The following is a 26,216-nucleotide window of genomic DNA, read 5'->3' on the forward strand; positions in this document are numbered from 1 at the left end:
TCAGCCCCTTGCTACGTTATCTAAGTGTGCATTTTCAATCTGCGCGACTTGGTCTGGTTGCACGTAGTAGTCAATGTCGTTGTTGTAAGCACGGATCAAGAACAGCACAAAGGTACCCGCAAACCCAACCATAGCTAACCACCAAATATGCCAAATTGCGGCAAACCCCACCGAGGTAATGGCCGCCGCCATCAAGATGCCGCTGGCAGTGTTTCTGGGCATATGAATAGGTTGGTATGTTTTCTGGCGTTGATACGCTTCACCTTTTTCTTTCATATCGGTGAATGCATCAATGTCAGTTACTTGGGGTAACTGGGCAAAGTTATAGAACTGCGGTGGTGAAGAAGTTGACCACTCAAGCGTATGGCCATTCCATGGATCGCCAGTAGTATCTAAGTTTTGCTCACGGTCTCGGAAGCTGACATACAATTGTACAAACTGTAAAATGATGCCCGCGAGGATGATAAACGCGCCTACTACCGCAAAGTAAATCCACAAGTTCCATGCCGGGTTATCAGTGTGATTGATACGACGAGTCATACCCATAAAACCAAGCACATATAGCGGCATAAATGCGACATAGAAACCAATTTGCCAGCACCAGAATGATGCCCTGCCTAAACGTTCATTGAGGTGGAAGCCCATGGCTTTAGGAAACCAATAGGCAAAACCAGCCATGTAACCAAATACCGCGCCACCAATAATGGTGTTATGGAAATGAGCGATTAAAAATAAGCTGTTATGCAATACATAATCTGCGCCAGGTAATGCTAACAGTACTCCGGTCATGCCGCCTATGGTGAAGGTCACCATAAAGCCTAAAGACCACAATACTGGGACGGTAAAGCGTAAACGGCCGCGATAAATGGTAAATAACCAGTTAAACAGTTTTACCCCCGTCGGCACCGCAATCACCATGGTCATCACCCCAAAGAAGGCATTAACGTTAGCGCTCGACCCCATGGTAAAGAAATGGTGTAACCACACGATAAAGCCAAGCACAGAAATCGCACCCGTTGCCCACACCATTGAGGTGTAACCAAATAAGCGCTTCGAGGTGAAGGTTGAAAGCACTTCAGAGAAAATACCGAAGGCCGGTAATACCAAAATGTATACTTCAGGATGACCCCAAGCCCAAAACAGGTTGATGTACATCATGGCGTTACCGCCACCATCATTGGTAAAGAAGTGGAAATCTAAATAACGGTCTAAGGTTAATAAACCTAAAACAGCGGTTAAAATTGGGAACGACGCAACAATTAGCACGTTCGCCCAAGTACAGGCCCAAGTAAAAATGGGCATCTGCATTAGCTTCATGCCAGGCGCACGCATTTTTAACACGGTGGCGATAAAGTTCACCCCGGTTAAGGTTGTCCCTATCCCGGATATTTGCAAGGCCCAGATATAATAATCGACCCCCACCCCCGGACTGTACGCCAGCTCTGACAAGGGGGGATAGGCTACCCAACCGGTTTTGGCAAACTCACCTAATCCAAGTGAGATATTGATTAATATCGCCCCAGATGCGGTGAGCCAAAAGCTTAGGTTATTTAAGAAAGGGAACGCCACATCGCGAGCACCAATTTGCAACGGCACGACCAAGTTCATCAGACCAATCATAAATGGCATCGCCATAAAGATAATCATGATCACGCCATGGGCGGTGAAGATTTGGTCATAATGCTCAGGAGGCAAATAACCCGCCGCGCCATTGGTAGCCAGTGCTTGCTGGGTTCGCATCATAAGTGCGTCAGAGAAACCCCGGACCAGCATCACCATCGCTAGCACGATATACATAATACCAAGGCGCTTATGGTCAACCGAGGTTAACCAGTCGTGCCAAAGCACGCCCCATTTTTGATGCTTAGTGATTAAGGCCACAATAACGATTCCAATAATGGCGACAGCCGCAAGGGTCACCATAATAATCGGTTCGTGATATGGAATTGACTCGAGTGTTAATTTTCCAAAAAATGGCATGATTATTCCGCCTCCCCAGAAGCAGTCGATGAATGCTCTGTGGTTGAGTGTGTAGAGGATGAATGTCCAGAATGATGTTCAACGTCCGTGTCAGTAATGTGTTCCATGTCTTGCATATGCTTGGCATGATCCCTACTCGACATCGATTCCATGTCGTTCATTTCTTCCATGGTGTCCATTGGTTTCATATTCGAATCTGGGTGCATGTACTGCATAACGATGTGGTTAAATATGCCATGTTGCACAGAGCCATAATATTGAACGGGATTATTTTCGCTCTTTTTAGCCAGTAGCTTGTACTGCTCAACATTCAAGCTGCTACCTTGCTGTTTTACCTTAGCCACCCAGGCATCAAAATCGCCAATGGTTGGCGTCGCAATGGCCTTAAACTTCATCCCAGAAAACCCTGCACCACTGTAGTTAGCTGAAATACCATTGAAAGTGCCAGGTTCATTCGCGATAAGATGTAGCTTGGTCGCCATACCGGCCATTGAGTAAATTTGGCTGCCCAACTGCGGAATGAAAAATGAGTTCATTGCCGTGTCTGAAGTGATGTTGAAATTAACTGGCACATTGGCAGGAAAGGCCAATTCATTAACTGATGCAATGCCATATTCTGGATAGATAAACAACCATTTCCAGTCTAGTGACACCACTTCAACCGTCACCGGCTTAGCGGGATGATCGAGAGGCTTATAAGGGTCTAAATCGTGAGTCGAATTCCAAGTGATAACACCAAGAATGACCACGATAATAATCGGTATGACCCACACCACGATTTCAATGGTGGTTGAGTGTGCCCATTTGGGCGCATAGATTTCTTGGTCGCGGCCATCGCGGTATTTCCATGCAAAATATAACGTCATGAAAATTACCGGAATAACCACAATCAGCATCAGTAAAGTCGCCACAATAATGAGATGTTTCTCATCCATGCCTACTTGACCTTTGGGATCCAGTACGCCGCCTTCACAACCGGCTAGCATAAAAGCTAATGCTGCCAGTGCTGGTTTACTTAAATGTCGAATTAACAAAGGAAGATTCCTCTAACCTTAAAAGCTTACTACGCTACCAATGGGGGGATCGGCAGTTGCAGAATAATCGTCACACGCCAATAGCGGCGTCAAAAAGCTTAACTAAATCAGTAGCGAGTGATTTGGCTTGCGTTTTAAGGCGGTATTGAGCGAATGATGTATGTTGAGTGAAAACTTAAGCTGATAGAGGAGGAGCGCGGCAACCGTGAGCCGTATATTCAAGGGGTTTTGGGACAATAACCGACAAGGCACTTAACCCATTGCTAAGTGCAAGAAGATGACAAAATGTAGAGTTGAGATGAAATAAACGCCAAAATTGCTCGATCACCAATGGATTAAATATTAATAAGCCCAGTAAACTTACGCCCAGGACTTCAGCTAATACGGTATCCGCAATGGCAATAAATTCAGTAATATCGATGAAGTGCCCCATCGACAGAGAAAAAGAATCAGCTAAAGGTTGCAGCAACAGTAATCCGAAACACAAGGTTAAATGTGTTTTACTCAATTTGGACAACCTTGCGATGCGATTAAGCGGTTTAACAAGGAATTGGCAAAGGGTTAGTTTCAAGAAACGTTTTCAACCGAGCTCAAAGGAGTGGGTAGTTAAATCAACAGATCCAACTGGCAATTTCATTAGCTGCAGAGTAACAACAAGGGACTATTAATTGAAAGTAAATTACGGTAGGGGAGCCGTGGGATTATTAAATAAATCTTAACTAGAACAATGTTTACACTATTCGTTTACAAAATTAACCAAGCGGTCATGATTTGAGGCCGCAATAACCACAAAAGTGTGACCGGCCGCACCTAACTTGGGCGGGTTAGTGTGATGATAGCGGTATTGTTTTGTGATTACTTTCACCACCAAAGCGCTCTATTTGATGTTAGTAAGCTAGTTTATCTGTGCATTATCTATTCAGATCAACAAGGATAATAGCGTTGAATGGCGGCTTAATATTGGCGTATTTATTCTGTATGCGATTCTGGCCAATACTTATCTGAACTGTGGGTGATTAGGTTTAGAGTGTAGTGGGAAAAAATCTGATAATATTCACTAAATCAGATGATTAGCCATGCGCGTTTTTTCTGTTCTATTGAAGTAAATGCCCATGGGGACTATACAAATATTATAAATTAGGGACGTTAGGGTAATGATGCAAAGTTCATTTATTGTTAACTTTTGGGAAGTGGTATTTCGATATTTGGGCAAAATATCGTTCTTTAATTTTGTTCGATGGATGTTTCCTAAAGCGAAAACGGGCTTTTTCTCAGAGGTTTGGGCTCTTTCTCATGTGTTTCTTTCAATCGCGTCAGTTCCAGCCGTCCTATATATTAAAAACGATATAATTAGTTTTTGTATCGCGATTTATGCGCTATTGCGAGTGTTCGAAGTGGTTATTTATCAAATAAATGTGCTGTTATTTGACGAGTATCGAGCGATCAAATCGGGAGGTTCATACGCATTACACGGTTATCGTCGTATGATAATTCTTCTTATTCAGAATTACTTTGAAATTATATTCTGGTTTGCAGCTCAATACATATTTTTTCAGGATATGTTTGGTTTTACCGTTGCAGGATCTCAAGAAAGCATTTTAGGGGCGATATATACTAGCTTTGTTGTTATGACTAGTTTTGGGTTTTATAACGTCACTCCTCTTGGCGTACTGGCTTACACTCTTGTTATTGGCCAGGCAATGATTGGGCTTTTTATGACGCTTCTAAGTTTAGCGAGGTTCATTGGTTTAATCCCGAACCCCAAATCTATGGATCAAACAGAGCAGTAATACTTACCTTAGGCTTAATGTTATGTTTAAAATTTGAGGCGTTATTGTGAGTAGACTTAATTCTTTCACTGCACGCTTTGATATTACCCTATTATCCAAGCGCCAATGGCGGGTGTATCCACGGCGCAATTGGCCGCCGCTGTATCGAATGCCGCGGCCTTGGATCATTGGGGATTGGTGCGAGTTCAGTAGCGCAAGCTCAACAGTCGATTAGTGAAACACGCTTGCTTACCAATGCGCCGTTTAATGTGAATGTATTTTGTCATGCACCGGCGCAGCGTGATGCAATAAAAGAACATGCTTGGTTACATCATCTTGCTGACTTATTTGTAGTGTGCAGTGCATAAACGCCAACCCAAATTGACGAAATTGATAACAGTTTTGTCGACGATGAAGCCATGTTCAAGATGTAGCTTAATGAACGTCCTGCGGTGATGAGTTTTCATTTTGGCTTGCCATCATGTGAAAAAATTAGCGCCCTAAAGCAAGCCGGTATTTATACCATCGCCACAGCAACCCATTTACAAAAAGCACAGTATATTCAGTAGATGGGGTTTATTGACACTTAATTATATTCAAGATATACCAATGAGACAAAAAATCAGCGTACGTTTAAAGGACTGATTACTGTACCGATAACGGTCGGTATTTTATTTGTTCAAGAGATAAACCAACAACAATGATTCAGGCATGAGTGTGTAATGACATTAATTGTTGTTGGTTTAGCGCTGCTTAAAACGTGTAATCGAAGTTGTAGCGCATACCGACCATTATCTGGTCATTGGTTTCACGGTATTCATAATCTTTTACTTGATACTCGATAAAGGTTCTAAATTTCGGTGTTTTATGCCATTCGAGTGTCGTGTTATATGCATTATAGTTCCCAGAGCTGATATCGTTGCCACCATCATCGAATTTCGACACTCCCAGTTTAATTTTATAGGTTTCATTGATGAAGTAGCTTGCGACTACATCCAGCGTTGAACCATCGACGTTGTCTTTTTCTATGTTTTGATAAGCTGCCGCTAGGTAAAGAGATTCGAAGCTTTTTGCGATGGTTACACCTAGCGTGTTTTCATCTTTATCGTCTTCTAATTCCTTGTTGTAAAACGCCGCGGCAATATAGATTAGGTCGCTTTTGTAACGGACACCGGCGTTGACAAAATCACTTCCGCCACTGCCTTTGTTACCATCGAATTGGGCATCAGCTGAAAATAATATATCGCCGAATTGTTTGCGATAGGTCACTAGATTATTCAGTCTAAATGGACCCGCACTGTCATAGGCGATGGGTGTGCCTGAACGATTAAAAATATCAACGGGGTTGGAAATGATTTCCTGTGTGACAGCTTGCTTACCAATAGCAACTCGGCCCAAAGATCCCTTTATTCCTACATAGGCTTTTCGTGCATCGCCAAAGTCGCCGTCATTCTTTATATCGACCTTAAACTCACCTTTAGCAAAGGCCGTTAGGCCGTCGCCTAATTGTTGCTCTGTCGCAAAACCAATCCGTGAGCTGGCATCGTTAACATCCCACACATCGTCTGAATTGGTGTGGGTAAGACCGAACGTGGGACGTAAAGTACCATAAACAGTAAACTGAGTATTTGAGGGAGTAGATGCCTGACTTTCTTGCGCTTCGAGCATGGCGAGTCTGTGTTGAATTTGTTGTAATTCAGTTCGTAACTCGTCGTTAGTCTCTGTGTTGTTATTGGATTGGACTGCGAAAGTCGGCGCGGCAAAGCTTAACATCAGCACTGCTGATGTTAGTTTGAACTGTTTCATTTGTGTTCCTTACATAACAACTACGAGCACTCTGTTAATCAGTTTTATTGCCGATGCAACAGCACTGCAAGTAGTAAGGATGTGCACTTGTGATAGTGCTTGAGTAGGGGAGCCTAGCTAAAATGCCAAGGCCCCTCATGTCGGCTGCTGGCAGATGGGGAGGCCTGTCAGCAATTTTGGCGTTGTGTCACCCTTATCAATCCAGCCAAACCACAACGGGATATTGATTAAAGGGGGCTTAAGGTTAGAGTATTGTCGAGGCCATTTTTCGGCGTAAATAGGCAATTTGCTTCATATGAGGTAGATCTTTAGGGCAGTTATCTTGGCAGCCTAACAGTGTCATACAACCGAATACGCCATCTTGATTTCCTATAACATGGTAGAAATCATCCGCGCTGCGGTTGTCTCTGCTATCCATTTCGAAACGGGCAATTTTCATCAGACCTACCGCGCCTACAAAGGTTTCACGCATTTGTTTTGTGGCACATGCGGAGACGCAGACACCACATTCGACACAGCGCTCCAGCTCATAAATCCGCGCAGCTTCTTCGGGCGCCATTGGATTTTCAAGGCGGTGCATGTCTTGGTCATCGGATTTAGGATGCAGCCATAGCTTTAATCTTTCGGCTAATTCACGCATAAATTTACCCGTGTTTACGGACAAGTCGCCAATCAGTTCGAAGCCGGGCAGGGGCATTAAGGTGATTTCACCGTCAGGATAATTCGCCGTTAAGGTTCGACAGGCAAGCGTTGGCAAGCCATTAATCACCATGGCGCAACTACCACAAATACCCGCTCGGCAGACAAAGTCGAACTGTAACGAGCTATCTTGTTGTTCGCGCAGTTGATTCAATGCGATAAACACTGTCATACCATCTGTTTCTGTCAACTGATAACGTTCCATCTTTGGCTTGTCTTGGTCATCTTGCGGATCGAAACGGAAGATATTAAAGCTGATTTGACGGCTCATAATGGTTTATTTCCTACTGGTTGAGATGGCGTGACCGCTAAAGTATCGCTAAGACGCTCATTGGATGGCTGTAGATGGCTAGGTAGCGTATATGGCATCAGGGCTTGTTGCAGCGTCTCTCTATCTGGGTTGCCGCCTAGCTCTGCGATTACCTTGCTTATCTCTTGGTTCCGTTTTTCAGTATCCGGATGGGCGATAGTGTTATCGTTGCCGTAACCACGGTATCCCGGTGGTAACTCCATTTTCATCACATCTAGATTTTCGTAATGCAATACGGGTTCCAGTGACTCGGCATCTGGCCAAGTGGCCAGTGTTCGGTTGAGCCAATCTTTATCATTACGTTGTGGGTAATCTTCCCTCGAATGGGCTCCTCGGCTTTCTGTGCGGGCTGCGGCTCCACAGGCGACCGTTAAGGCTACTCGCAACATTCTGGTGACGCGCAGAGCTTCAACCAATTCGGGATTTGAATGACGTTTTTTACACTTAAGGCCAAGATTTTTTGTGCGAACAAGTAATGCTTTAAGCTCTTTGATGGCCTTTTCTAGCTCGGGACCATTTCGGAAAATACCGACATAGTCCATCATGACCCGCTGCATTTCTTTCTTTAATTGGAAGGGATTCTCTGTGCCGTTACCATCGACTAAATTATCGATCTCGTTTTGTAATTTATCGATAAATTGTTGGGTGAGAGCAGTATCAATTTCTAAGGAATTTTGTTGACAAAAATCCGCTACATATTGGCCGATGATCATGCCACCCACTACGGTTTCTGCAACAGAATTACCACCTAAACGATTGAAACCATGCATATCCCAACATGCGGCTTCTCCGACACTGAATAGTCCCTTAAGTTGTGGGCTTTCACCTGTGGCATTGGTACGGACTCCGCCCATGGAATAATGCTGGGTTGGTCTAACAGGGATCCACTCTTTACAGGGATCAATTCCGAGAAAATATTCACAAATTTCTTTTACTTCGCGCAAATTGGTTTCAATATGCTCACGCCCTAGAATGGTAATATCTAGCCAGAGGTGTGGACCGTAAGGACTGTCGTCACCCTTACCTTTGCGCATATGTTCCGTCATGCGGCGTGATACCACATCTCGGGAGGCGAGTTCTTTTTTTTCAGGCTCGTAGTCTGGCATAAAGCGATGACCGTCTTTATCGCGTAATATGCCGCCGTCACCACGACAACCTTCAGTGGTAAGGATCCCCGCGGGGACGATTGCCGTGGGATGAAACTGTACCGCTTCCATATTGCCTAAGGTCGCGACACCTGTGTCGAGTGCTAACGCTTGACCGATACCTTCGCAAATGGTGGCATTGGTTGAAATTTCATAAATTTTGCCGTAACCGCCAGTGGCAATCGTGGTTGATTTGGCCACATAGGCGCGCAGCTCACCCGTCACTAAACAACGTGCTATTACTCCTTGGCAACGCTTACCGTCATGGATCAATGACAGGGCTTCAATCCGTTCGTGTACCGGAATACCCATAGATATCGCTTGGTTATCTACCGCATACAGTAATGAGTGACCTGTACCATCGGCGGTATAACAGGTTCGCCATTTTTCGGTGCCGCCAAAATCACGGGCATTGATGAGGCCATGGGCCTCCTTGGCTTCATGTAGGGTCACCTTTTTCGCGTTCATGATCACATCGCGCGGACCAGCAGAAACTCTAGACCAAGGCACTCCCCAGTTAGTCATTTCACGTATAGCTTTGGGTGCGCAGTGGGCAAACATACGTGCCACATCCTGGTCACAGCTCCAGTCAGAACCTTTTACCGTGTCCTGAAAGTGTATGTCTTCGTTGTCACCCATACCTTTAACTGTGTTGCCAAGGCTCGCTTGCATTCCGCCTTGAGCTGCCGCTGAATGTGAACGCTTTGCGGGAATGAGCGATAATACCAGTGTATCTAGGCCTTGCTCTTTGGTGGCAATTGCGACTCTAAGGCCCGCTAGTCCTGCACCAATAACTAATGAGTCTGTATAAATAAGTTTCAAATCAGCTCCTTATCTAATAATTTAGATAATATGTATGGATTTATCATTGCACTCCCCTACGATAGATGTGATGCACCTACCGTTAGAGGATGATCTGTGTGTTAGTTTCGCCTTGCGAAAAGGAATGGGTGCGCCCATATCGTTATTTGTTATGGCTGTTTGTTGCCATGCAATCACACTTAGCGTCACCCTTAGCATGTCTATTACTTAGGCATAAATGGCTGTACTGGATGTAATAATTCACTGCCAATAGAGATGTAAGTAATTAGACTTAATGAGCCTAAACAGAGTAAATAGATGATCAAAATCTGAGCTATTTTGCGGATGAGGGGACGGTTACTGCTTATTCCCCATTTTAATATCACGCGGTATAACCCAATGATGCCATGTACTAATACGACCGGAAGGAAGACGATATATAAGAGCCAAGCGTGGCCATCATAGACTCGTTCGGCCGAGAGGTGTGGACCAATTTCAGGATTCAAAATCATAGTCCCAAGGTGCGCGGATACTAAGAAAAATAACACGAACCCAGTGATCATCTGCCAGTACCATGCTCGAGTATCTTTATGTTTTATATTGGACATAAAGCCACGCAGTGCCCGCCATTGACCTATTTGCACCGGAAAACGACGTAATGCCAGTGCTGCGTGAACGACAACTAACACTAAAATAAAGACCGAAAAGATTTGTGTCACTATCTGGAAGCCATGCCCCGTAGAACTAAACATGCTACCTTCCAGTAACTGCACGACATGAAAGAAGGTTTCTTTGCCTAATAAAATGCTTGCCTCAAAATGCATATGCACTAATAAGAAAGCGCCCAGTAAAATACCGGTCAAACTTTGTAAACCGTCGGCTCTCGCCGACCAAGCTTGCCCAAATGGTCCGCCATTTATGGCGGTTGGAACACGCGTTTTTGTTGACATTAATTCACCACTTAAAAGGTTTGTCATGATGTAATTGCGCAAGCATTACGCCAAAACAAAGTCTATAGATACAGATTAAAATAAGCGGGTTAATCCAGTTGTTGGCATTAGCCCGTCAATTATTTTGCTTTAAATTGAGCTATAAAACCATGCCGCCAAACAAGAAAGCTAACGCGACACTGGTAGCAATGGTCACCACTCCTGGGATCAGGAATGGGTGGTTAAATACAGCTTTACCAATTCGAGTCGAACCGGTGTCATCCATCTCGACAGCAGCCAGTAGTGTTGGATAGGTAGGTAATACAAACAACGCACTTACCGCAGCGAAAGAGGCAATAGCAGTCAAAGGACTTACACCAATAGCTAAGGCTGCAGGCATCAGCGCTTTAGTTGTGGCCCCTTGTGAATAGAGCAGCATAGAAGCGAAGAATAGGGTTACCGACAATAACCAAGGCTGATTTTGCAATAAAGTACCGGCAAAACCTTTGATTTCATCAATATGATTAGAAACAAAAGTATCGCCTAACCACGCAACGCCCAACACACAGACACAGGCAGACATACCTGATTTAAAGGTGGCAGCATTCGATATTTTGCTTGCGTCTAATTTACAAATAATCGTAATAGCTGCAGCTGCAGTTAGCATTATCACCATGATGGCTGAGTTGCGAGGCAAAACAGGATCAACAATTAATCCCACTTTTTCCGAAATTGCAGTGGCATAAATCATCACGGTCGCAATCGCTGTCAAAAAAATCACTACTGAACGTTTAGCACCGTCTTTAATATTAATTTGGGTTTTACCGCGTTTTTTGATTAATCCTTTGGCCAAACGATCTTGGTAGACAGGATCTTCCGCGAGTGGTTTACCCATTACATTGGCTATGACGGCCCCGACCATACAGGCGATAAAAGTTGAAGGGATACATATGGCTAGGAGTACTAAATAATCCACTCCAAAGGGTTCTAGGATGCCCGAGAAGAACACAACTGCCGCCGAAATAGGTGAGGCGGTAATGGCGACTTGAGATGCTACAACTGCAATAGAGAGAGGGCGAGATGGACGTATACCTTGCTCTTTTGCCACTTCGGCAATAACAGGTAAGGTTGAAAATGCTGTGTGACCCGTTCCCGCAAAGAGTGTCATAAAGTAAGTGACGACAGGTGCCAGAAAGGTGATTTGTTTTGGATGTTTACGTAATAACTTCTCTGCTAGTGAGACGAGATAGTCCATCCCACCCGATTCTTGCATGGCTGCAATGGCGGTGATTACCGACATAATGATTAGGATCACATCAATCGGTATAGTCCCCGGTGTCAGTCCAAGTCCCATTGTCAGTATCAGTACCCCGAGACCGCCAGCAAAGCCGATCCCCATGCTACCCATTCTTGCACCTAGGTAAATCGACCCAAGTACAATAATTATTTCTAATATAATCATAGCGTTAACTCTGTTTTGTTGTTAATTGCCAATGTATCTCTAAGTGTCAGTTATGCACAGGCTTATTGTTGAATAATCGAGTTTGGGCTGAGAAGGATCCCCCAGCCCCACTGAGTTACACTTTGGTTTTGCTCGTATTTCGTTTAGCCTGAAACTTAGGATGCATCAGATTTTCAACCGAGAGAATTTCATCTAGTTCTTCAACGGTTAATAAACCGCGCTCTAACACCACTTCGCGAACATTTTTACCCGTTTGGGCGCAAATTTTGCCGATAATGTCACCTTCATGGTGGCCGATAATTGGGTTAAGGTAAGTCACGATACCGATGGAGTTCATCACATGGTTCATACAGATTTCTGGGTTGGCAGTGATCCCTTCAACACACTTCTCGCGCAGCGTGACACAGGCATTCCCCATAAGACTGAGTGACTCAAACATCGCCTGACCAATGACAGGTTCCATTACGTTAAGTTGTAATTGGCCCGCTTCGGCGGCCATAGTAATAGTGATATCGTTACCGACAACCTTAAAGGCGACCTGATTAACGACCTCTGGGATCACAGGGTTGACCTTGGCGGGCATGATAGATGAACCCGCTTGCAACTCAGGTAAATTGATCTCTTTGAGACCGGTACGTGGACCCGACGAAAGCAAGCGCAAATCATTACAGATTTTGGACATTTTAATAGCCATACGCTTAATAGCACTGTGTAGCATGACGTAGGCGCCACAATCCGATGTCGCTTCAATCAAATCTTCCGCTGGCACATAGTTGCGTCCAGTTATTTCCGCCAGACGTTTAATGGCCAGTGAGGAGTAACCTTCTGGGGTATTAAGACCCGTACCAATGGCCGTTGCGCCTAAATTCACTTCGAGTAATAATTCTTGGCAACGCTTGATGGATTTAATCTCTTCTCGCAGCGTGACAGCAAAGGCATGAAACTCTTGGCCTAATGTCATAGGCACAGCGTCTTGTAACTGAGTGCGGCCCATTTTTAAGACGGTCTCAAATTCTTTGGTTTTAGTATCAAAAGCACTGATGAGATCGGTTAATGCGTCTAGTAGGGTATCAGTGCTGTTGATCACTGCAATTCTAAAACCCGTTGGATAAGCATCATTAGTGGATTGGCACTTATTAACATGGTCATTAGGATTGATGACATCATAACGGCCTTTTTCTAGCCCCATGAGTTCTAATGCTACGTTGGCTAATACCTCATTGGTATTCATGTTCACCGAAGTTCCAGCGCCACCCTGATAAACATCGACTGGGAATTGATCGACGAATCGCCCTGTTGTGAGGATCAGATCGCAGGCTTCAATAATCTTATCGGCGATTTCGGGGTTAACGACACCCAATTCGCTATTAGCCATGGCAGCCGCTTTTTTTGTCAGCATCATGCCTCGAACTAATTCAGGGACATCGGAAATTTTTTGATTACTTAGTTTAAAGTTTTCGATGGCACGTAATGTGTGTATTCCGTAATAGAATTCATTGGAAACTTCTTTATTACCCAATAAGTCTTCTTCGATCCGTACGTTATTAGTATCTTTCATTTCGGTCCTATTAAATCTAGTTAATAGTAAGATATATTTTCGACCTTAGAGTTGGGGATGTGTATATAAATTTAAGTTACACATGAAAATTACTCTTCGAAAACATAAAGGAGAATCGTCTCCTTAACTATTGAATTGAAGATTACTCTTTTAGAGGTAGCTCAATATCGATGAAGATCACTTAAACGCCAGAAATGGAAGGTTTTTTTTAGTTGTTAGATAAATATCTCAACTAGATAAGTTTGTGTGAGCTATTACGTCTTGATATAAATTAGATAATATTTTGTTATTTTATTTATTAACTTGTGAAATAGTTATCCAAAGTTTTATTAAATAAATAGCCGTATAAAGTTACACTTTATTAATTAACGAATTTTATTTTAATCCATTAGATATTTTTAATAAAGAGTAGGTTAATCAAGATGTATTTGAGGTTTAATAAATAGATCGTGTTATTCAAATGTTGATATTTAATGCAAGTCTATTAGGTTTGCATAATAAAGGATAGATTAATCAATATATATATATTTTAGTGTTAATCTATCAGACGTTGTTATTTAATGCTGACCTATCAGGTTTGCTTAATAAATAATAGGTTAATCGAAATATATTTTTTAGTAATAAATAATCAGCGGTGTTACTCGAATGTTGTTGTTTAATACAAACTTATTAGGCTTGCTTAATAAAGGATAGATGAACAAGTATATATTTTATTTGTATTAACCAATCAGCGGTGTTACTCATATGTTGTTATTTAATGAAGGTCTATTAGGTTTGTTTAATAAATAATAGATTCATCAATATATATTTTTAGTATTAACCAATCAACGGTGTTACTCGGATGTTGTTATTTAATGCCGGTCTATTAGATTTTTTTAATAAAGAAAATATTAATTAAATTGGTATTATAAGGTTAATCATCCTACTATGTTACCTTAGCGTTAATATTGAATGTTATTAGTAATTTTTAGTAAAGAACAGATAAGTTAATTTGTATTTAATTATTAATAAATTAAATTTTTTGCTCCAATATTGTTATTCTATTTTAGTGAGAACTGTCACAGTGATACTTAAATAATAGTGCAAACTGTGGGGCGTTTATAATGAATAAAAGGATACAAAGATGAAATTTTCTATGCGTAAGCTCTTGCTTTCAGTCACCTTGGGGTTATTTATCTCCTCTGCGGCGCAGGCACTTCCACAGGTACACATTATTGCCACTGGTGGGACTATTGCTGGGGTGGGCCAGTCGGCCACTGAGTCTACTTATCAGTCTGGAGAGGTGGGGGTTAATAGTTTAATTGCGGCTGTGCCAGAGATGAAACAACTTGCCGATATCCAAGGTGAGCAACTGGTTAAAATCGGTTCACAGGACATGAACGATAAAGTTTGGCTAGCTTTAGCCAAGCGGATTAATATTTTACTGGCCGATAAAAGTGTCGACGGCATCGTCATTACCCACGGTACCGACACCTTAGAAGAAACCGCCTATTTTTTGAATCTAACTGTTAAGAGCGATAAGCCTGTCGTACTCGTTGGTGCAATGCGTCCATCAACCGCGATGAGTGCCGATGGTCCGATGAATCTTTATAACGCGGTTGCCATCGCTGCTAACCCTGAATCTAAAGGCCGAGGTGTTTTAGTCGTAATGAACGATACCGTACTTAACGCCCGCGATGTGACTAAGACTAATACTACCGGAGTGCACACCTTTGCCGCGCCTAATTTTGGTCCACTTGGCGTCCTTCATAACAGTAAGGTTGAATACATGGGCAACACTGAGCGTAAACATACGACTCAAACGCCTTTTGATATCAGTAAACTCGACAAGCTACCAAAGGTAGGCATCGTTTATAACTACGCTAATGCCAGTGATTTACCCGCCAAAGTTATGGTTGAAGCGGGATTTGATGGCATAGTGAGTGCTGGTGTGGGTAACGGTAACATGTACCACTCTATATTCGACACGTTAGCTCAGGCGAGTAAAAAAGGGATTTTAGTTGTTCGCTCTAGCCGCGTACCAACGGGTGCTACGACTCTTGATGCCGAGATAGATGATGACAAATATGGCTTTATCGCTGCAGGCAATCTTAATCCACAAAAAGCCCGTATTCTGTTGATGCTATCTTTAACCCAAAGCAAAGATCCTCAACAAATTCAGCGTTGGTTCCAGACGTTTTAGGCGCTAATTTATGTGATTAGCACTAAATTTCATCGACTATGTTATCAAGCCAGCGGCCACTCCGACTGGCTTTTTTATGTGCTACATTTTGATTTTTATCAACATCACAGTCGTGGCGCCGAACAAAGAACATCCGTGCAGTTTAGTTTATCTTGGGGCATTCTAGAGTGGATACCGGCAAAGATCTGTACTATCTAAACGCTTTGGGTTAGAGAACATGTTCTGGCTCATTGCTGTCTAAAATCATATTGCTGTCTAAAACCATATTGATTTTGGCTTGTACTTGATAATGTAATCGAATTGTATTGCATATATATCATTAATTTAGGTTAAGCGCTGCCACACATAAAAGCGCACGTTAATAACGATTAACGTGCGCTTTTATTGCTAATGAATCTTGTGCATATAATAAAATAATCACATGGTTTCTATTTATATTTGTCCTATTTATATGGGAGCTATTTATATTAGTTATATTTATATTACTCCTAACGACATTGTGCCACTAAAGTCTTTATTTTAAATAGGTTAGCTGCATGTAAGATGCTATAGATGAGTCATTTCATTTAGGGTAAAAGATGAAATAGCACCATCGACGGCACTTCTATGCTCAAGAATGTGAACACTGCTCAGGTGTTGCTGCCAAAGCGCTCGACTTTCCCATATTTCATAGAATACAAATACGCTAGGTTTTTCGTTGTCTTGGTGTAAGTGATATTGAATACAGCCCGTTTCTTTTAACGTGGGTTCAATTAGCTTTAATAGCTCAGCTTTAACCCGTTCGACTTTGTCGTTGTTAGCTTCAATTCTTGCTACGATTGTCAATTTATTGCTCATATTTATTTACCTAAATAGACGTTTATACACTGTCGGAATAGACACTCATTGGGAGGCCCGTGAGTGAATCCTTCACTGAAAATAGACTTGTTATTGAGGCTTATTAGCTGAAATATATAGGGAATACCTAATATTTCAGCTCATAAGTAAGGTTAAATCAATTGCGAGAGCATATCGTCTGAAAATTCAATTAACGCTTCGCCCATTTTTACTTTGGTAACGTAATCAGGATTGGCAATAAGCGGACGACCTATGGCAAGTAAATCAAATTTTTCTTCGCTAATAGCCAGGCTCCCGGTTCGTGGCGTATAGCTATCCACACCCACAAGTGTCTTGCTGTAATGAGCACGCATATATGCTGATACTCTGCCATCCAATGATGTAAAGATCATGCTGTCATCAAAAATCCCAACATGTAGGTAAGCTAAGTTGCGTTGTTCAAGCTCAGCAAGCAGGTAGTCGAAAACGAGGCGGTCACGAGAGTCCTCTTCCATATAATGATAAGCGCCGGGTGATAGGCGAAGTGCGGTGTGATGTTCACCAATACGCTCTGAAATGGCATCAACAACCGCTAATGGAAAGCGGGTCATATTTTCAGGCGAACCACCAAATTTATCTTGGCGAATATTGCTACTATGGTGAAGAAACTGATCAACGAGATAACCATTTGCACCATGAATTTCAACACCATCAAAACCGGCGTCAATAGCATTTGCAGCTGCCTGACTATAATCTTTAATCAGTTGTTCAATATCTTCTATTGTGACGGCTTTAGGTGTTTCATACACTAATTCACGCTGACGAGGCACTGTGCCTTCAATCGCTAGTGCTGATGGGGCTAAAATATCACCGCCACCATAAAAATAAGAATGTGCAAGTCTACCGGTATGCCATAGCTGAGCGAACATTTTCCCTCCATTGGCATGGACTGCATCGGTAACTTGTCGCCATCCTTCAATTTGCTCAGGGGTAAACAGACCCGGTACATTAGGGTTTCCCTGAGCGTCCGGTCGAATGACGACCGCTTCTGAAATAATTAAACCGGTATCGGCACGACGGGCATAATAGTCAGCCATCGCTTTGGTTGGCACCAAATTATCGTCTGCCATACAACGAGTGAGTGGTGCCATAAGAATTCTGTTTTGTAGTGTTATTGCATCATTCAATTGGAATGATTGGAATAAATTACCGGTCATGTTGATTACTTCTCTACATCATTTGCCGGTTTTTAAATTCATCGTAAATATTCTGAAAATAGTACGAGTTCGATACTGTTAATCAATCATTTAAAATGATTAATGTTAAGTGTAAATAACGACTGACTTTATTGAGTATTAGCCCATACACGGTAAATATAATATGGCGCTTTGCCTATATCCGCTCCGTCATTAAAGCGCGGAGATTTGTGCAGTTGGTTGACTGAAATGTAGAGCCAGCCGTTATCATCAGCCGATACATTGTCTGGCCAATTTAGGCGAGCATCTCTGATAAATGGGGTAAACACTCCGTTAGCACTCAACTTATCGATGCCATTTTCATTTAAGTTAGTAATGAAATGATTGCCAAAGCTATCCGTTGTGGCACCGTCTGAAATCGGTTTCTCACCTACGCGTGTAATATGATGGGCAATAACGTCATCCGATACACCATCACGGAACAATTTAGCCGGTACGCTATACCAAGTTCTGCCATTCATTGCACCGAAAAACAATGTTTCTCCGTCAGCAGATAAGGTGATTGGGTTGATGCCTGTGTTGGCTGGCTTACCGCCAAACATGACGGCTTGACCATTAATCACCATTTTAGCGTTAACTTCGGGCTTTAATGATGGGTGGTTGCCAAAACGTCGGACCTTATTGGTTGCCAATTCCACCGCGAGTATGCCGGGATTGGCCAAATCGGCTAAATAAACCCAACCTCTTTCACGGTCTACCACTAAATCCTGAACAAAGCTGTTAGCAGGTGCTATATCCGTTGGCAGAACAATTTTGCTGATTAATTCACCACTGTCGATATCAAAACCCCAAATTCGGGTTTTACCGATATGCAGTCCCATGTCTACGATCCACAAACCGCCTTGCTTATCTTTAGTGATACCCAGTGGTGTATCAATGGTATTTTCACTGTATTGACCTTTTGGGGACTGCACCTTGCTTGATGGCCAAGGTTGATAGCTGTTTGGCCCCGTCACCTCCAGTAGTTGTACACCTTGTTCACCAGCAAACGGGTGGACTGTGGCAAAGACTCTACCGGATTTTGTGGCACTCACATTACCAGGGCGAAAAGGCAGTTCAAGAACGGTTTCTAGCTGAGCAAGAGGGGCTGCCTTTTCGACGTTTTGGTCGGTATTGGTGTTTTCTAATAAACCACAACCTGAAACTACGAGTGTCAGTAGTAGGCCCGTAAACGTTTTTTGCATTGGCAAAACCTTGGATAAATTATTTATCATTTTTTAAAACCTTTTAGCGTTATTTTCAGATTTGTCTCTTTAGATCAGAACCATTGTGTGACCGTCAGGAGCTGTTGCTAAAGCGATAACGATTTACTGTTGAGCATGAGTGATAGTTATCTTGAGTTTGCCCAGTGTTTGTCGATGTCGACGATGGCAATTATTTTATAGCTAAAGCGTCTATTGTCTTCAAAGATAAGTATTATCATAGTATTAACAGCATCATCGCAAACTCAAATAGTCAGTGAATCACAGCTTTTTGTTACTTGCTCAAGCGTCAAATAAAATATAGCGCTGAGAGTGAGTCTTTGTGCTCAAGCGTATTCGATTTTGTCTTCAGCTAAGCGGTTATTTAACTCATGTACATTATAGAGCTAATCTATATAATTAAAAATTGAATATAATTTATAACTGACTTCCAAAATATGAATATTAGAAATCGTGATATTAATCTTCTCTATCTGTTTCAGATTTTGTATCAAGAAGGGCTCGCCTCGATAGCCGCAGAAAGATTGGCGATAAGCCAACCCGCACTGAGCCATAGGCTCAATAAGTTAAGAAAGGAGTTTGACGATCCCTTATTCGTTAGGGGAATAAAAGGCCTGGTTCCAACACCTAAGGCACATGCTATTGCGCCACAAATATCTCGCTTGGTGAGTGAGCTAGAACACTTTTATCAATCTGAATTAGACGTTCCTTTAGATAAAGTGAAAGATGTGATCCATATTTATACAACCGATTATATGGAAAGCATCCTGCTACCTAAATTGCTATCTGAAATTCAAAAAATCATGCCTTTTGTGCAGATTGTGACTCATAATACCCAGGGGAAATTGCCCAGAAAAATGCTAGAAAATGGCCAATGTGATATCGCGATTTCTGGATTTTACTCAGATCTCCCCAGTACTTTTTATCAGCAAAAGTTAAAAGAAGAACGATTGAATGTGTTAGCCAGAAAAGACCATCCAACGATAGGTAACAAATTCAGTCTAGAGACCTATTTAGAATGCAAACATATCGTGACCACACTCACGGGAGATCTCAATGGTGTTGTTGATAAAGCCTTGTCACTGATGGGAAAACAGAGAAATGTTATCTCTGGTATATCAAGCTTTATGATCCCTGCACAGATAGTGAGTCAATCAGATTTTATATTGACTTGTCTCGATTCAGTTGCCGATCAGGCCATGGATCAATTTGCTAACTTACAGCGCTTTAGTAGTCCAGTACAACTAGCGACTGTGAATGTGTTTCAAATTTGGCATGAACGAACCCAGCATGATGCCATAAGGGCGCAGGTTCGAAAAATGATCCATTCTATTCTTGATGAAAATGGCATAGATCGTTGAGGTCAATCCTCTTCAGTATGAAATACTTTTGTTGACTCAAGGACTCAAGGACTCAAGCAAGGACGCTAACATTAAAACCATTTAAACCTTTGTATTATTTGATCGCTTGTTGGCATTATCATGAGGCAGTGAAAGGCAATAAAAGCATAGTAGAGCTTGATAAATATGGGCAGGTGATTGTTTGACGATCCCATTAAAAACTAATATGCTTTTTTTAGACGTCATATCATTTAACTTTCATTCCTGTAAAAGTAAAGGCGGTGAAAGCGAAAAATTCGACACATTAGTAGTGTAAAACAGTAGTGTAAAACGGTTATTAATCCATTTATTAACAGGAACATAATGATGAGTATGAAACAAGTATACGAAAAGAAATTACAGGCGCAATTAGACGAGTGGAGTGCGGAGATCAACAAACTCAGAGCAAAAGCCGACGGTGCAGCAGCTGATAAACAACTTGAATACTATAAAAAAATTGAAGAACTGCAAGCTATGCAGGTAACTGCCACCAATAAGCTTACCGAGCTTAAGAACGCGAGTGACGATGCTTGGGAGGACCTTAAAGTAGGTATTGATAGTGCGTGGGATTCTCTTGGTCATGCATTTAAGTCTGCGACTTCAAGATTCAAGTAAACATCCTTCACTATGGTTGCTAATCATTAAAAGGAGGTTACAAATGAAATCACACGTCTTTGCATTGATATTGGTTGGCATATTGGGTGTGACTCCATTGGGCTATGCCCAAACGGAAAACGCCAATACTTCATTAGAAGAGGTTAAAAAAGAAACGCAGGATTTACTTGCCGCCATCGACTCATATACTGCTGATAAAAGAGATGAGGCGGTTATAAAAGCAAAAGAGGGCCTGAATAAACTGGATAAACGAATCGATACGCTGGAGGCGGCGATTGATCAAAACTGGGACAAAATGAGCGAGGCCGCGCGCAATGAAGCTCGTGAGAACCTTAAGACTGTTCGCAAGCAACGCAATCAAGTTGCCCAATGGTATGGCAGCATGAAAACCAGTTCTGCCAATTCGTGGGACCAGATGAAAAAAGGGTTCTTAGATTCATATAAAGCCCTCGAGGATGCCTGGAGAAAATCTGAAAAAGAATCTAGGCACAAAGAATAAACTGTCATAAACGGGTAGCCGGAGTTATTTAACCTCTCGCGCCCTCAATACCTTGCATGAGGCTCCTCACAGCAGGTTTCCCCTAGGTGTTTACTTCCTTCGCTATTGTTACCAATCGTTATGGCCTATTCATACCTATTCATACCTGTTATTGATGGGGTTTTGCCAGATGCAAGGGATCGAGTATGGCTTTTAGTTCACTTTCGCCCAGTTCGGTTTCTTCAAGTGCAATTTCTAAAACAGATTTATGCTCTGCATCAGCACGCTTGGCAATGTTAGCGGCCATATCGTAGCCCAGTACTGAATTGAGTGCGGTGGCAAGAATGGGGTTTTTCTGCAATGCTTGGGTTAAATTATCGACATTAGGTTGAAACTCGGCAAACACTTTGTCTGTCATGGCTTGGCAGGCATGGGTCAATAAATCGATGCTGGATAGCAACTTATCGGCAATCAGTGGCAGCATGACATTTAACTGAAAATTACCCGATTGAGCCGCGATGGTTATGGTAGCTTCATTACCCATCACTTCAGCGGCAATCATGGCTATGGCTTCGGGGATCACAGGGTTGACCTTGCCGGGCATTATCGATGAGCCCGGTTGCAGCGCCGTTAAGCTAATTTCGTGTAATCCGGCGATAGGGCCGGAATTCATCCAGCGCAAATCATTGGCGATTTTCATTAAGGTGACCGCTAATCCTTTGAGCGCCGAAGCCATGGCTAGAGTGTGATCTTGACTACTCATATACAAGGCCGGGTTTGCCGCCGCTTGCCAGGGATGCGGATCTTGCATTTGCAGGTAGTAACAAGCCAGTTCGGCAAAACGTGGATCGCAATTAACCCCCGTGCCGACGGCTGTGCCGCCCAAAGGTAAATAATTCAAGGTCAGTTCCACCTGCTGGATCCTATCTTGAGCACTGTTGAGTTGTTGTTGCCAACATTGCAGCTCCTGACCTAGGGTGATGGGCATGGCGTCCATTAAATGGGTGCGACCCGTTTTGACCAGATTTGAATGCTGCACAGCCAAATGCTGCAATCTGTCACTCAGAGCCATAATGGCCGGATGCAGTTGCCCCTTTAAACGCCTAACCGTGCTGATGTGAATACAGGCAGGTATGACATCATTGCTGCTTTGACCCATATTGACATGATCATTGGGGTGAACTTTTGCCTGCAAAATGTCGCTGGCGAGGCTGGCAATCACTTCATTAACATTCATATTAGAACTGGTGCCGGAGCCCGTTTGGAATAGGTCAATCGGGAAATGCTGCGAAAAATCAAGCTTTTTACTGGCAGTAATGGCTTGCTGAATGGCTGTTGCCATGGTGCTATCAAGCAAGCCGAGCTGGCTATTGGCTTGTGCTGCTGCTAATTTTATATCGAGTAAGGCGAGTAACGCCGCTACCGGAAAACGCCGTTCAGAAAACTGGAAGTTATCCCGTGCGCGTTGAGTTTGCGCCTGATAATAAACATCCTCTGGTACCTGGATATTACCCATACTGTCATGTTCTATACGCATCTTGCTCATAGGATTTTCCGCGTCGATTTTGATGTGGATATGTTAGGGTGTTAATTAAGCTTAGCATGAAGTGCCACTAAACGTTTACTGGGAGATCAGTGATGAAAAATTCGATGCAATTATTGAAACAGCTTGAAAGTAATGGAAAAAATTTCCGCTATTATAGCTTTGACCGATTAGCCGAACACTATGACTTATCCCGCTTACCCTTTGCGGCAAAAATATTGTTAGAAAATCTTCTGCGTTATGAGAATTCGGAATTTGTCCAGCCAGAGGATATTGACACCTTGGCACGCTGGGATCTGGATAACTGGTCAGAAACTGAAATCGCTTTTGTGCCCTCTAGGGTCATTTTACAGGATTTTACCGGTGTACCTTCGGTAGTCGATTTGGCCGCGATGCGTGATGCTATCGAAACATTAGGGGGTAATGCTGATGCTATTAATCCACTCAATCCGGTTGAGCTGGTTATTGACCATTCCGTTATGGTCGATGTATTTGCCGAAACCGGTGCGATGCAAAAAAATACCGCCATCGAAATCGAGCGTAACCGTGAACGATACCAGTTTCTGCGTTGGGGTCAGCAGGCCTTTGACAACTTTAAAGTGGTGCCGCCAGGGCGCGGTATCGTGCATCAGATCAATCTAGAATATTTGGCTCGGGTGGTCTTTGTCAAAGAAGAGGATGATAACTTATTGTACCCCGACACTTTGGTAGGTACAGATTCTCATACCACCATGATCAACGGCTTGGGCGTACTGGGTTGGGGCGTGGGGGGCATTGAGGCTGAGGCCGCCATGTTAGGCCAACCCGTTACCATGCTGCTACCTGAGATTGTCGGCTTTGAATTTATCGGCAAGTTACCTGCAGGGGTTACGGCCACCGATCTGGTCTTAACGGTCACCGAGCAATTACGTGAATTTGGGGTGGTAGGAAAATTTGTTGAATTTTTTGGTGCAGGGGTCGATCAATTGACCTTAGCCGATCGGGCGACCATTGCCAATATGGCCCCTGAATATGGTGCCACCTGTGGTATTTTCCCGATCGATCAGCAAACTGTAGATTACTTAGCCCTTACTGGTCGTGATCCTGAGCGGATCGAGCTCATAAAGGCTTATCTTAAAGAGATGGACATGTGGGGCAGCGCATCTGAGAACAAAGCCTGTTATCACGCCAGTTTACAATTAGATTTGGGCAGTATTGTGCCCTCTATCGCCGGTCCAAGAAGGCCGCAGGATAGGATTGCACTTGATAAAGCGGGTGTCAGTTTCCGTCAGTGGCTGGACAGCCAGATCCCTGTTAATCAAATCGAAACTGTAGGTAAAGATGAACTGTCAAGCGAAGGTGGTCCCTCAGTGCCGGTCGCTGATGGCAACACTGGTGTTGCCTGCCAGTATCGAGATAAGGACTTTGTCCTCGAAGCGGGCGCGGTGGTGATTGCCGCGATTACCAGTTGTACTAATACCTCCAATCCATCAGTGTTAATCGCCGCCGGATTATTGGCCAGAAATGCCCGCCAAAAAGGTTTACAGGTTAAGCCTTGGGTGAAAACCAGTTTTGCACCTGGCTCGCAGGTGGTGACAGACTATTTAATTAAATCGGGTCTCAATGTCGATTTGGATGCCTTAGGGTTTCAGTTAGTTGGCTACGGTTGTACCACCTGTATTGGCAATTCCGGACCCTTACCTCAGCCCGTCAGCGCAGCGATACAGCAGGGCCGGTTGAAGGTGTGTTCGGTGCTATCGGGCAACCGTAACTTTGATGGCCGTATTCATCCTGAAGTACAAGCTAATTATCTGGCATCGCCGCCCCTTGTGGTGGCGTATGCACTGGCCGGTAATATGAAGGCCGATATGGTCAGTGAATCACTTGGCGATGATGTTGATGGTAAGGCCGTCTATTTAAAAGATATCTGGCCGGACAATCAGGAAATCCAACAGGTCATGGCCAGCGCGGTGCAAAGCGATATGTTTGTGTCCCGTTATGCCGATATTTACAGTGGCGATGCCGACTGGCAAGGACTCGAGGTAGTGCAGAGTCAGAAATATAATTGGCCGGATTCCACCTATGTTAAACAACCGCCATTCTTTGACGGGATCAGCGCTGAGATACCAGCAATAATGGCTATCGACAATGCCCGTTGTTTACTCAAATTGGGTGACTCGGTCACGACCGATCATATTTCACCTGCGGGATCTATTGCCCCAAACAGTCCTGCTGGAGACTATTTACAACAGGCTGGTGTGGCCATTAAGGACTTTAACTCTTACGGTTCGCGCCGCGGAAACCATGAAGTGATGATGCGCGGAACCTTTGCCAATGTAAGACTGAAAAATCTGCTGGCTCCGGGTACTGAGGGCTGCTGGACACGCTTGATGCCTAATGGTGAGTCGATGACAGTTTTTGATGCTGCCATGCACTATCAACAACAGGGCACTCCTTGTATCGTGCTTGCCGGTAAGGAATACGGCACGGGTAGCTCACGAGACTGGGCAGCCAAAGGGCCTGCACTGTTGGGCGTTAAAGCGGTCATTGCCCAGAGTTATGAACGTATTCATCGCTCGAACTTGGTTGGAATGGGTATTTTACCTTTGCAGTTTATGCCAGATGACAGTGCAGAGTCGCTGAAGCTCACTGGTGAAGAGCAATTCAGTATTCCTGCCGTGAGTGCTGGTCAGAAAACCGTCAAGGTAACTGCGACCGACAAAGCGGGTAAGCAAGATTCGTTTGAAGCGAAAATCCGTATTGATACCCCCAATGAGTTCAATTACTACCAACATGGCGGTATTTTGCATTATGTATTGCGCAATCTAGCTAAGTAATCAGGGTTCTACATAAGGTAATCACCCGTTTAAAATAACCTGTAAATAGGCCCAAGTTTAACGACTTGGGCCTATTTGTATTCTGTCGAAATAGAGATGGGCAGCGACGGTTTGTTGTTTAGCCGTTTGGTGACACTGTGCGTCTCGATCAAAGGTTAAATCAGCATGAAAGTAACCACAAATATTAATGCTTTACTTTTTTATTCGAATATTTTGAACGTGTTAGCATGCCTAAGGTTTAATTCTTAGCGTTAAACCATCAATTTTTCTTGAGATTGTGAAATATACACGGCGAATACCGTTCAAAGGAGTTTTTTTTAAATAAAAAAGCATAATATCTTCATTATTTGCGTATAAATGGATTGAGCAATCCATTGATGTAAGTAAACATTAGTCTTGTCAATATATCGTGATAGCATAAAAAACCAGCTAATCT

Annotated in this window: 21 protein-coding genes; 8 read left to right on the forward strand and 13 right to left on the reverse strand. The window is 43.2% G+C overall.

The window, feature by feature from the left end; all coding sequences use genetic code 11:
- The 3 genes from cyoB to AAEZ02_RS10505 form a co-directional block, all read right to left on the reverse strand.
- A complete protein-coding gene (gene cyoB, locus AAEZ02_RS10495; RefSeq protein WP_351122981.1) occupies positions 1–1,980 on the reverse strand; it encodes a cytochrome o ubiquinol oxidase subunit I in 1,980 nt (659 codons plus the stop codon).
- A 2-nt stretch (positions 1,981–1,982) separates the two neighbouring features.
- The gene (gene cyoA, locus AAEZ02_RS10500) at positions 1,983–3,014 is read right to left on the reverse strand and encodes a ubiquinol oxidase subunit II (RefSeq protein ID WP_124012755.1); all 1,032 of its coding nucleotides are present in this window, start codon (positions 3,012–3,014) and stop codon (positions 1,983–1,985) included.
- Between the two features lie 175 nt (positions 3,015–3,189).
- Positions 3,190–3,522, reverse strand: coding sequence for a hypothetical protein (locus AAEZ02_RS10505; protein WP_101033207.1), 333 nt, complete (start codon positions 3,520–3,522; stop codon positions 3,190–3,192).
- A 646-nt stretch (positions 3,523–4,168) separates the two neighbouring features.
- Between AAEZ02_RS10505 and AAEZ02_RS10510 the strand changes: the two genes are divergently transcribed.
- From AAEZ02_RS10510 to AAEZ02_RS10520, 3 genes are all read left to right on the forward strand, one after another.
- Complete coding sequence (locus tag AAEZ02_RS10510) at positions 4,169–4,804, forward strand: hypothetical protein (protein ID WP_101033206.1); 636 nt, start codon at positions 4,169–4,171, stop codon at positions 4,802–4,804.
- Positions 4,805–4,881: 77 nt separating this feature from the next.
- Entirely contained in the window at positions 4,882–5,151 is a 270-nt protein-coding gene (locus tag AAEZ02_RS10515) for a hypothetical protein (protein ID WP_124012754.1), read from the forward strand.
- An 87-nt stretch (positions 5,152–5,238) separates the two neighbouring features.
- Positions 5,239–5,352, forward strand: a complete 114-nt coding sequence (locus AAEZ02_RS10520; protein ID WP_232772100.1) for a nitronate monooxygenase — start codon at positions 5,239–5,241, stop codon at positions 5,350–5,352.
- Positions 5,353–5,536: 184 nt separating this feature from the next.
- On the opposite strand, the gene AAEZ02_RS10525 is transcribed toward AAEZ02_RS10520, so the two are convergent.
- From AAEZ02_RS10525 to aspA, 6 genes are all read right to left on the reverse strand, one after another.
- Positions 5,537–6,589 (reverse strand): porin, encoded by a 1,053-nt coding sequence (locus AAEZ02_RS10525; protein WP_124012753.1) that lies wholly within the window; start codon positions 6,587–6,589, stop codon positions 5,537–5,539.
- Between the two features lie 244 nt (positions 6,590–6,833).
- Positions 6,834–7,559, reverse strand: a complete 726-nt coding sequence (locus tag AAEZ02_RS10530) for a fumarate reductase iron-sulfur subunit (RefSeq protein WP_124012752.1) — start codon at positions 7,557–7,559, stop codon at positions 6,834–6,836.
- A complete protein-coding gene (locus AAEZ02_RS10535; RefSeq protein WP_124012751.1) occupies positions 7,556–9,565 on the reverse strand; it encodes a fumarate reductase flavoprotein subunit in 2,010 nt (669 codons plus the stop codon). The genes AAEZ02_RS10530 and AAEZ02_RS10535 overlap by 4 nt, the downstream gene beginning before the upstream one ends.
- Before the next feature lie 203 nt (positions 9,566–9,768).
- Complete coding sequence (locus AAEZ02_RS10540; protein WP_351087989.1) at positions 9,769–10,494, reverse strand: fumarate reductase cytochrome b subunit; 726 nt, start codon at positions 10,492–10,494, stop codon at positions 9,769–9,771.
- A 139-nt stretch (positions 10,495–10,633) separates the two neighbouring features.
- The gene (locus AAEZ02_RS10545) at positions 10,634–11,935 is read right to left on the reverse strand and encodes an anaerobic C4-dicarboxylate transporter (RefSeq protein ID WP_124012749.1); all 1,302 of its coding nucleotides are present in this window, start codon (positions 11,933–11,935) and stop codon (positions 10,634–10,636) included.
- Positions 11,936–12,050: 115 nt separating this feature from the next.
- Positions 12,051–13,493, reverse strand: coding sequence for an aspartate ammonia-lyase (gene aspA, locus AAEZ02_RS10550; RefSeq protein WP_124012748.1), 1,443 nt, complete (start codon positions 13,491–13,493; stop codon positions 12,051–12,053).
- A 1,123-nt stretch (positions 13,494–14,616) separates the two neighbouring features.
- Here aspA and ansB point away from each other — a divergent pair.
- Positions 14,617–15,675, forward strand: coding sequence for an L-asparaginase 2 (gene ansB / locus AAEZ02_RS10555; RefSeq protein ID WP_101033199.1), 1,059 nt, complete (start codon positions 14,617–14,619; stop codon positions 15,673–15,675).
- Between the two features lie 546 nt (positions 15,676–16,221).
- On the opposite strand, the gene AAEZ02_RS10560 is transcribed toward ansB, so the two are convergent.
- From AAEZ02_RS10560 to AAEZ02_RS10570, 3 genes are all read right to left on the reverse strand, one after another.
- Complete coding sequence (locus AAEZ02_RS10560) at positions 16,222–16,512, reverse strand: putative quinol monooxygenase (protein WP_124012747.1); 291 nt, start codon at positions 16,510–16,512, stop codon at positions 16,222–16,224.
- Positions 16,513–16,664: 152 nt separating this feature from the next.
- Complete coding sequence (locus tag AAEZ02_RS10565) at positions 16,665–17,708, reverse strand: alkene reductase (protein WP_351122985.1); 1,044 nt, start codon at positions 17,706–17,708, stop codon at positions 16,665–16,667.
- 128 nt (positions 17,709–17,836) lie between these two features.
- The gene (locus AAEZ02_RS10570; protein ID WP_351077160.1) at positions 17,837–18,931 is read right to left on the reverse strand and encodes an L-dopachrome tautomerase-related protein; all 1,095 of its coding nucleotides are present in this window, start codon (positions 18,929–18,931) and stop codon (positions 17,837–17,839) included.
- A 455-nt stretch (positions 18,932–19,386) separates the two neighbouring features.
- On the opposite strand from AAEZ02_RS10570, the gene AAEZ02_RS10575 reads away from it, so the two are divergent.
- From AAEZ02_RS10575 to AAEZ02_RS10585, 3 genes are all read left to right on the forward strand, one after another.
- A complete protein-coding gene (locus AAEZ02_RS10575) occupies positions 19,387–20,310 on the forward strand; it encodes a LysR family transcriptional regulator (RefSeq protein ID WP_351077164.1) in 924 nt (307 codons plus the stop codon).
- A gap of 351 nt (positions 20,311–20,661) precedes the next feature.
- A complete protein-coding gene (locus tag AAEZ02_RS10580) occupies positions 20,662–20,943 on the forward strand; it encodes a sll1863 family stress response protein (protein WP_232772099.1) in 282 nt (93 codons plus the stop codon).
- Between the two features lie 43 nt (positions 20,944–20,986).
- Entirely contained in the window at positions 20,987–21,442 is a 456-nt protein-coding gene (locus AAEZ02_RS10585; RefSeq protein ID WP_351077167.1) for a hypothetical protein, read from the forward strand.
- 148 nt (positions 21,443–21,590) lie between these two features.
- Here the strand turns inward: AAEZ02_RS10585 and AAEZ02_RS10590 are convergent, their stop codons facing one another.
- The gene (locus AAEZ02_RS10590) at positions 21,591–22,967 is read right to left on the reverse strand and encodes a lyase family protein (protein ID WP_351077170.1); all 1,377 of its coding nucleotides are present in this window, start codon (positions 22,965–22,967) and stop codon (positions 21,591–21,593) included.
- 92 nt (positions 22,968–23,059) lie between these two features.
- On the opposite strand from AAEZ02_RS10590, the gene acnA reads away from it, so the two are divergent.
- A complete protein-coding gene (gene acnA, locus AAEZ02_RS10595) occupies positions 23,060–25,780 on the forward strand; it encodes an aconitate hydratase AcnA (RefSeq protein ID WP_351087991.1) in 2,721 nt (906 codons plus the stop codon).
- Positions 25,781–26,216: the final 436 nt, after the last annotated feature.

This window comes from Shewanella sp. T24-MNA-CIBAN-0130 (genome assembly GCF_040310185.1).
Lineage (GTDB): Bacteria > Pseudomonadota > Gammaproteobacteria > Enterobacterales > Shewanellaceae > Shewanella > Shewanella psychromarinicola.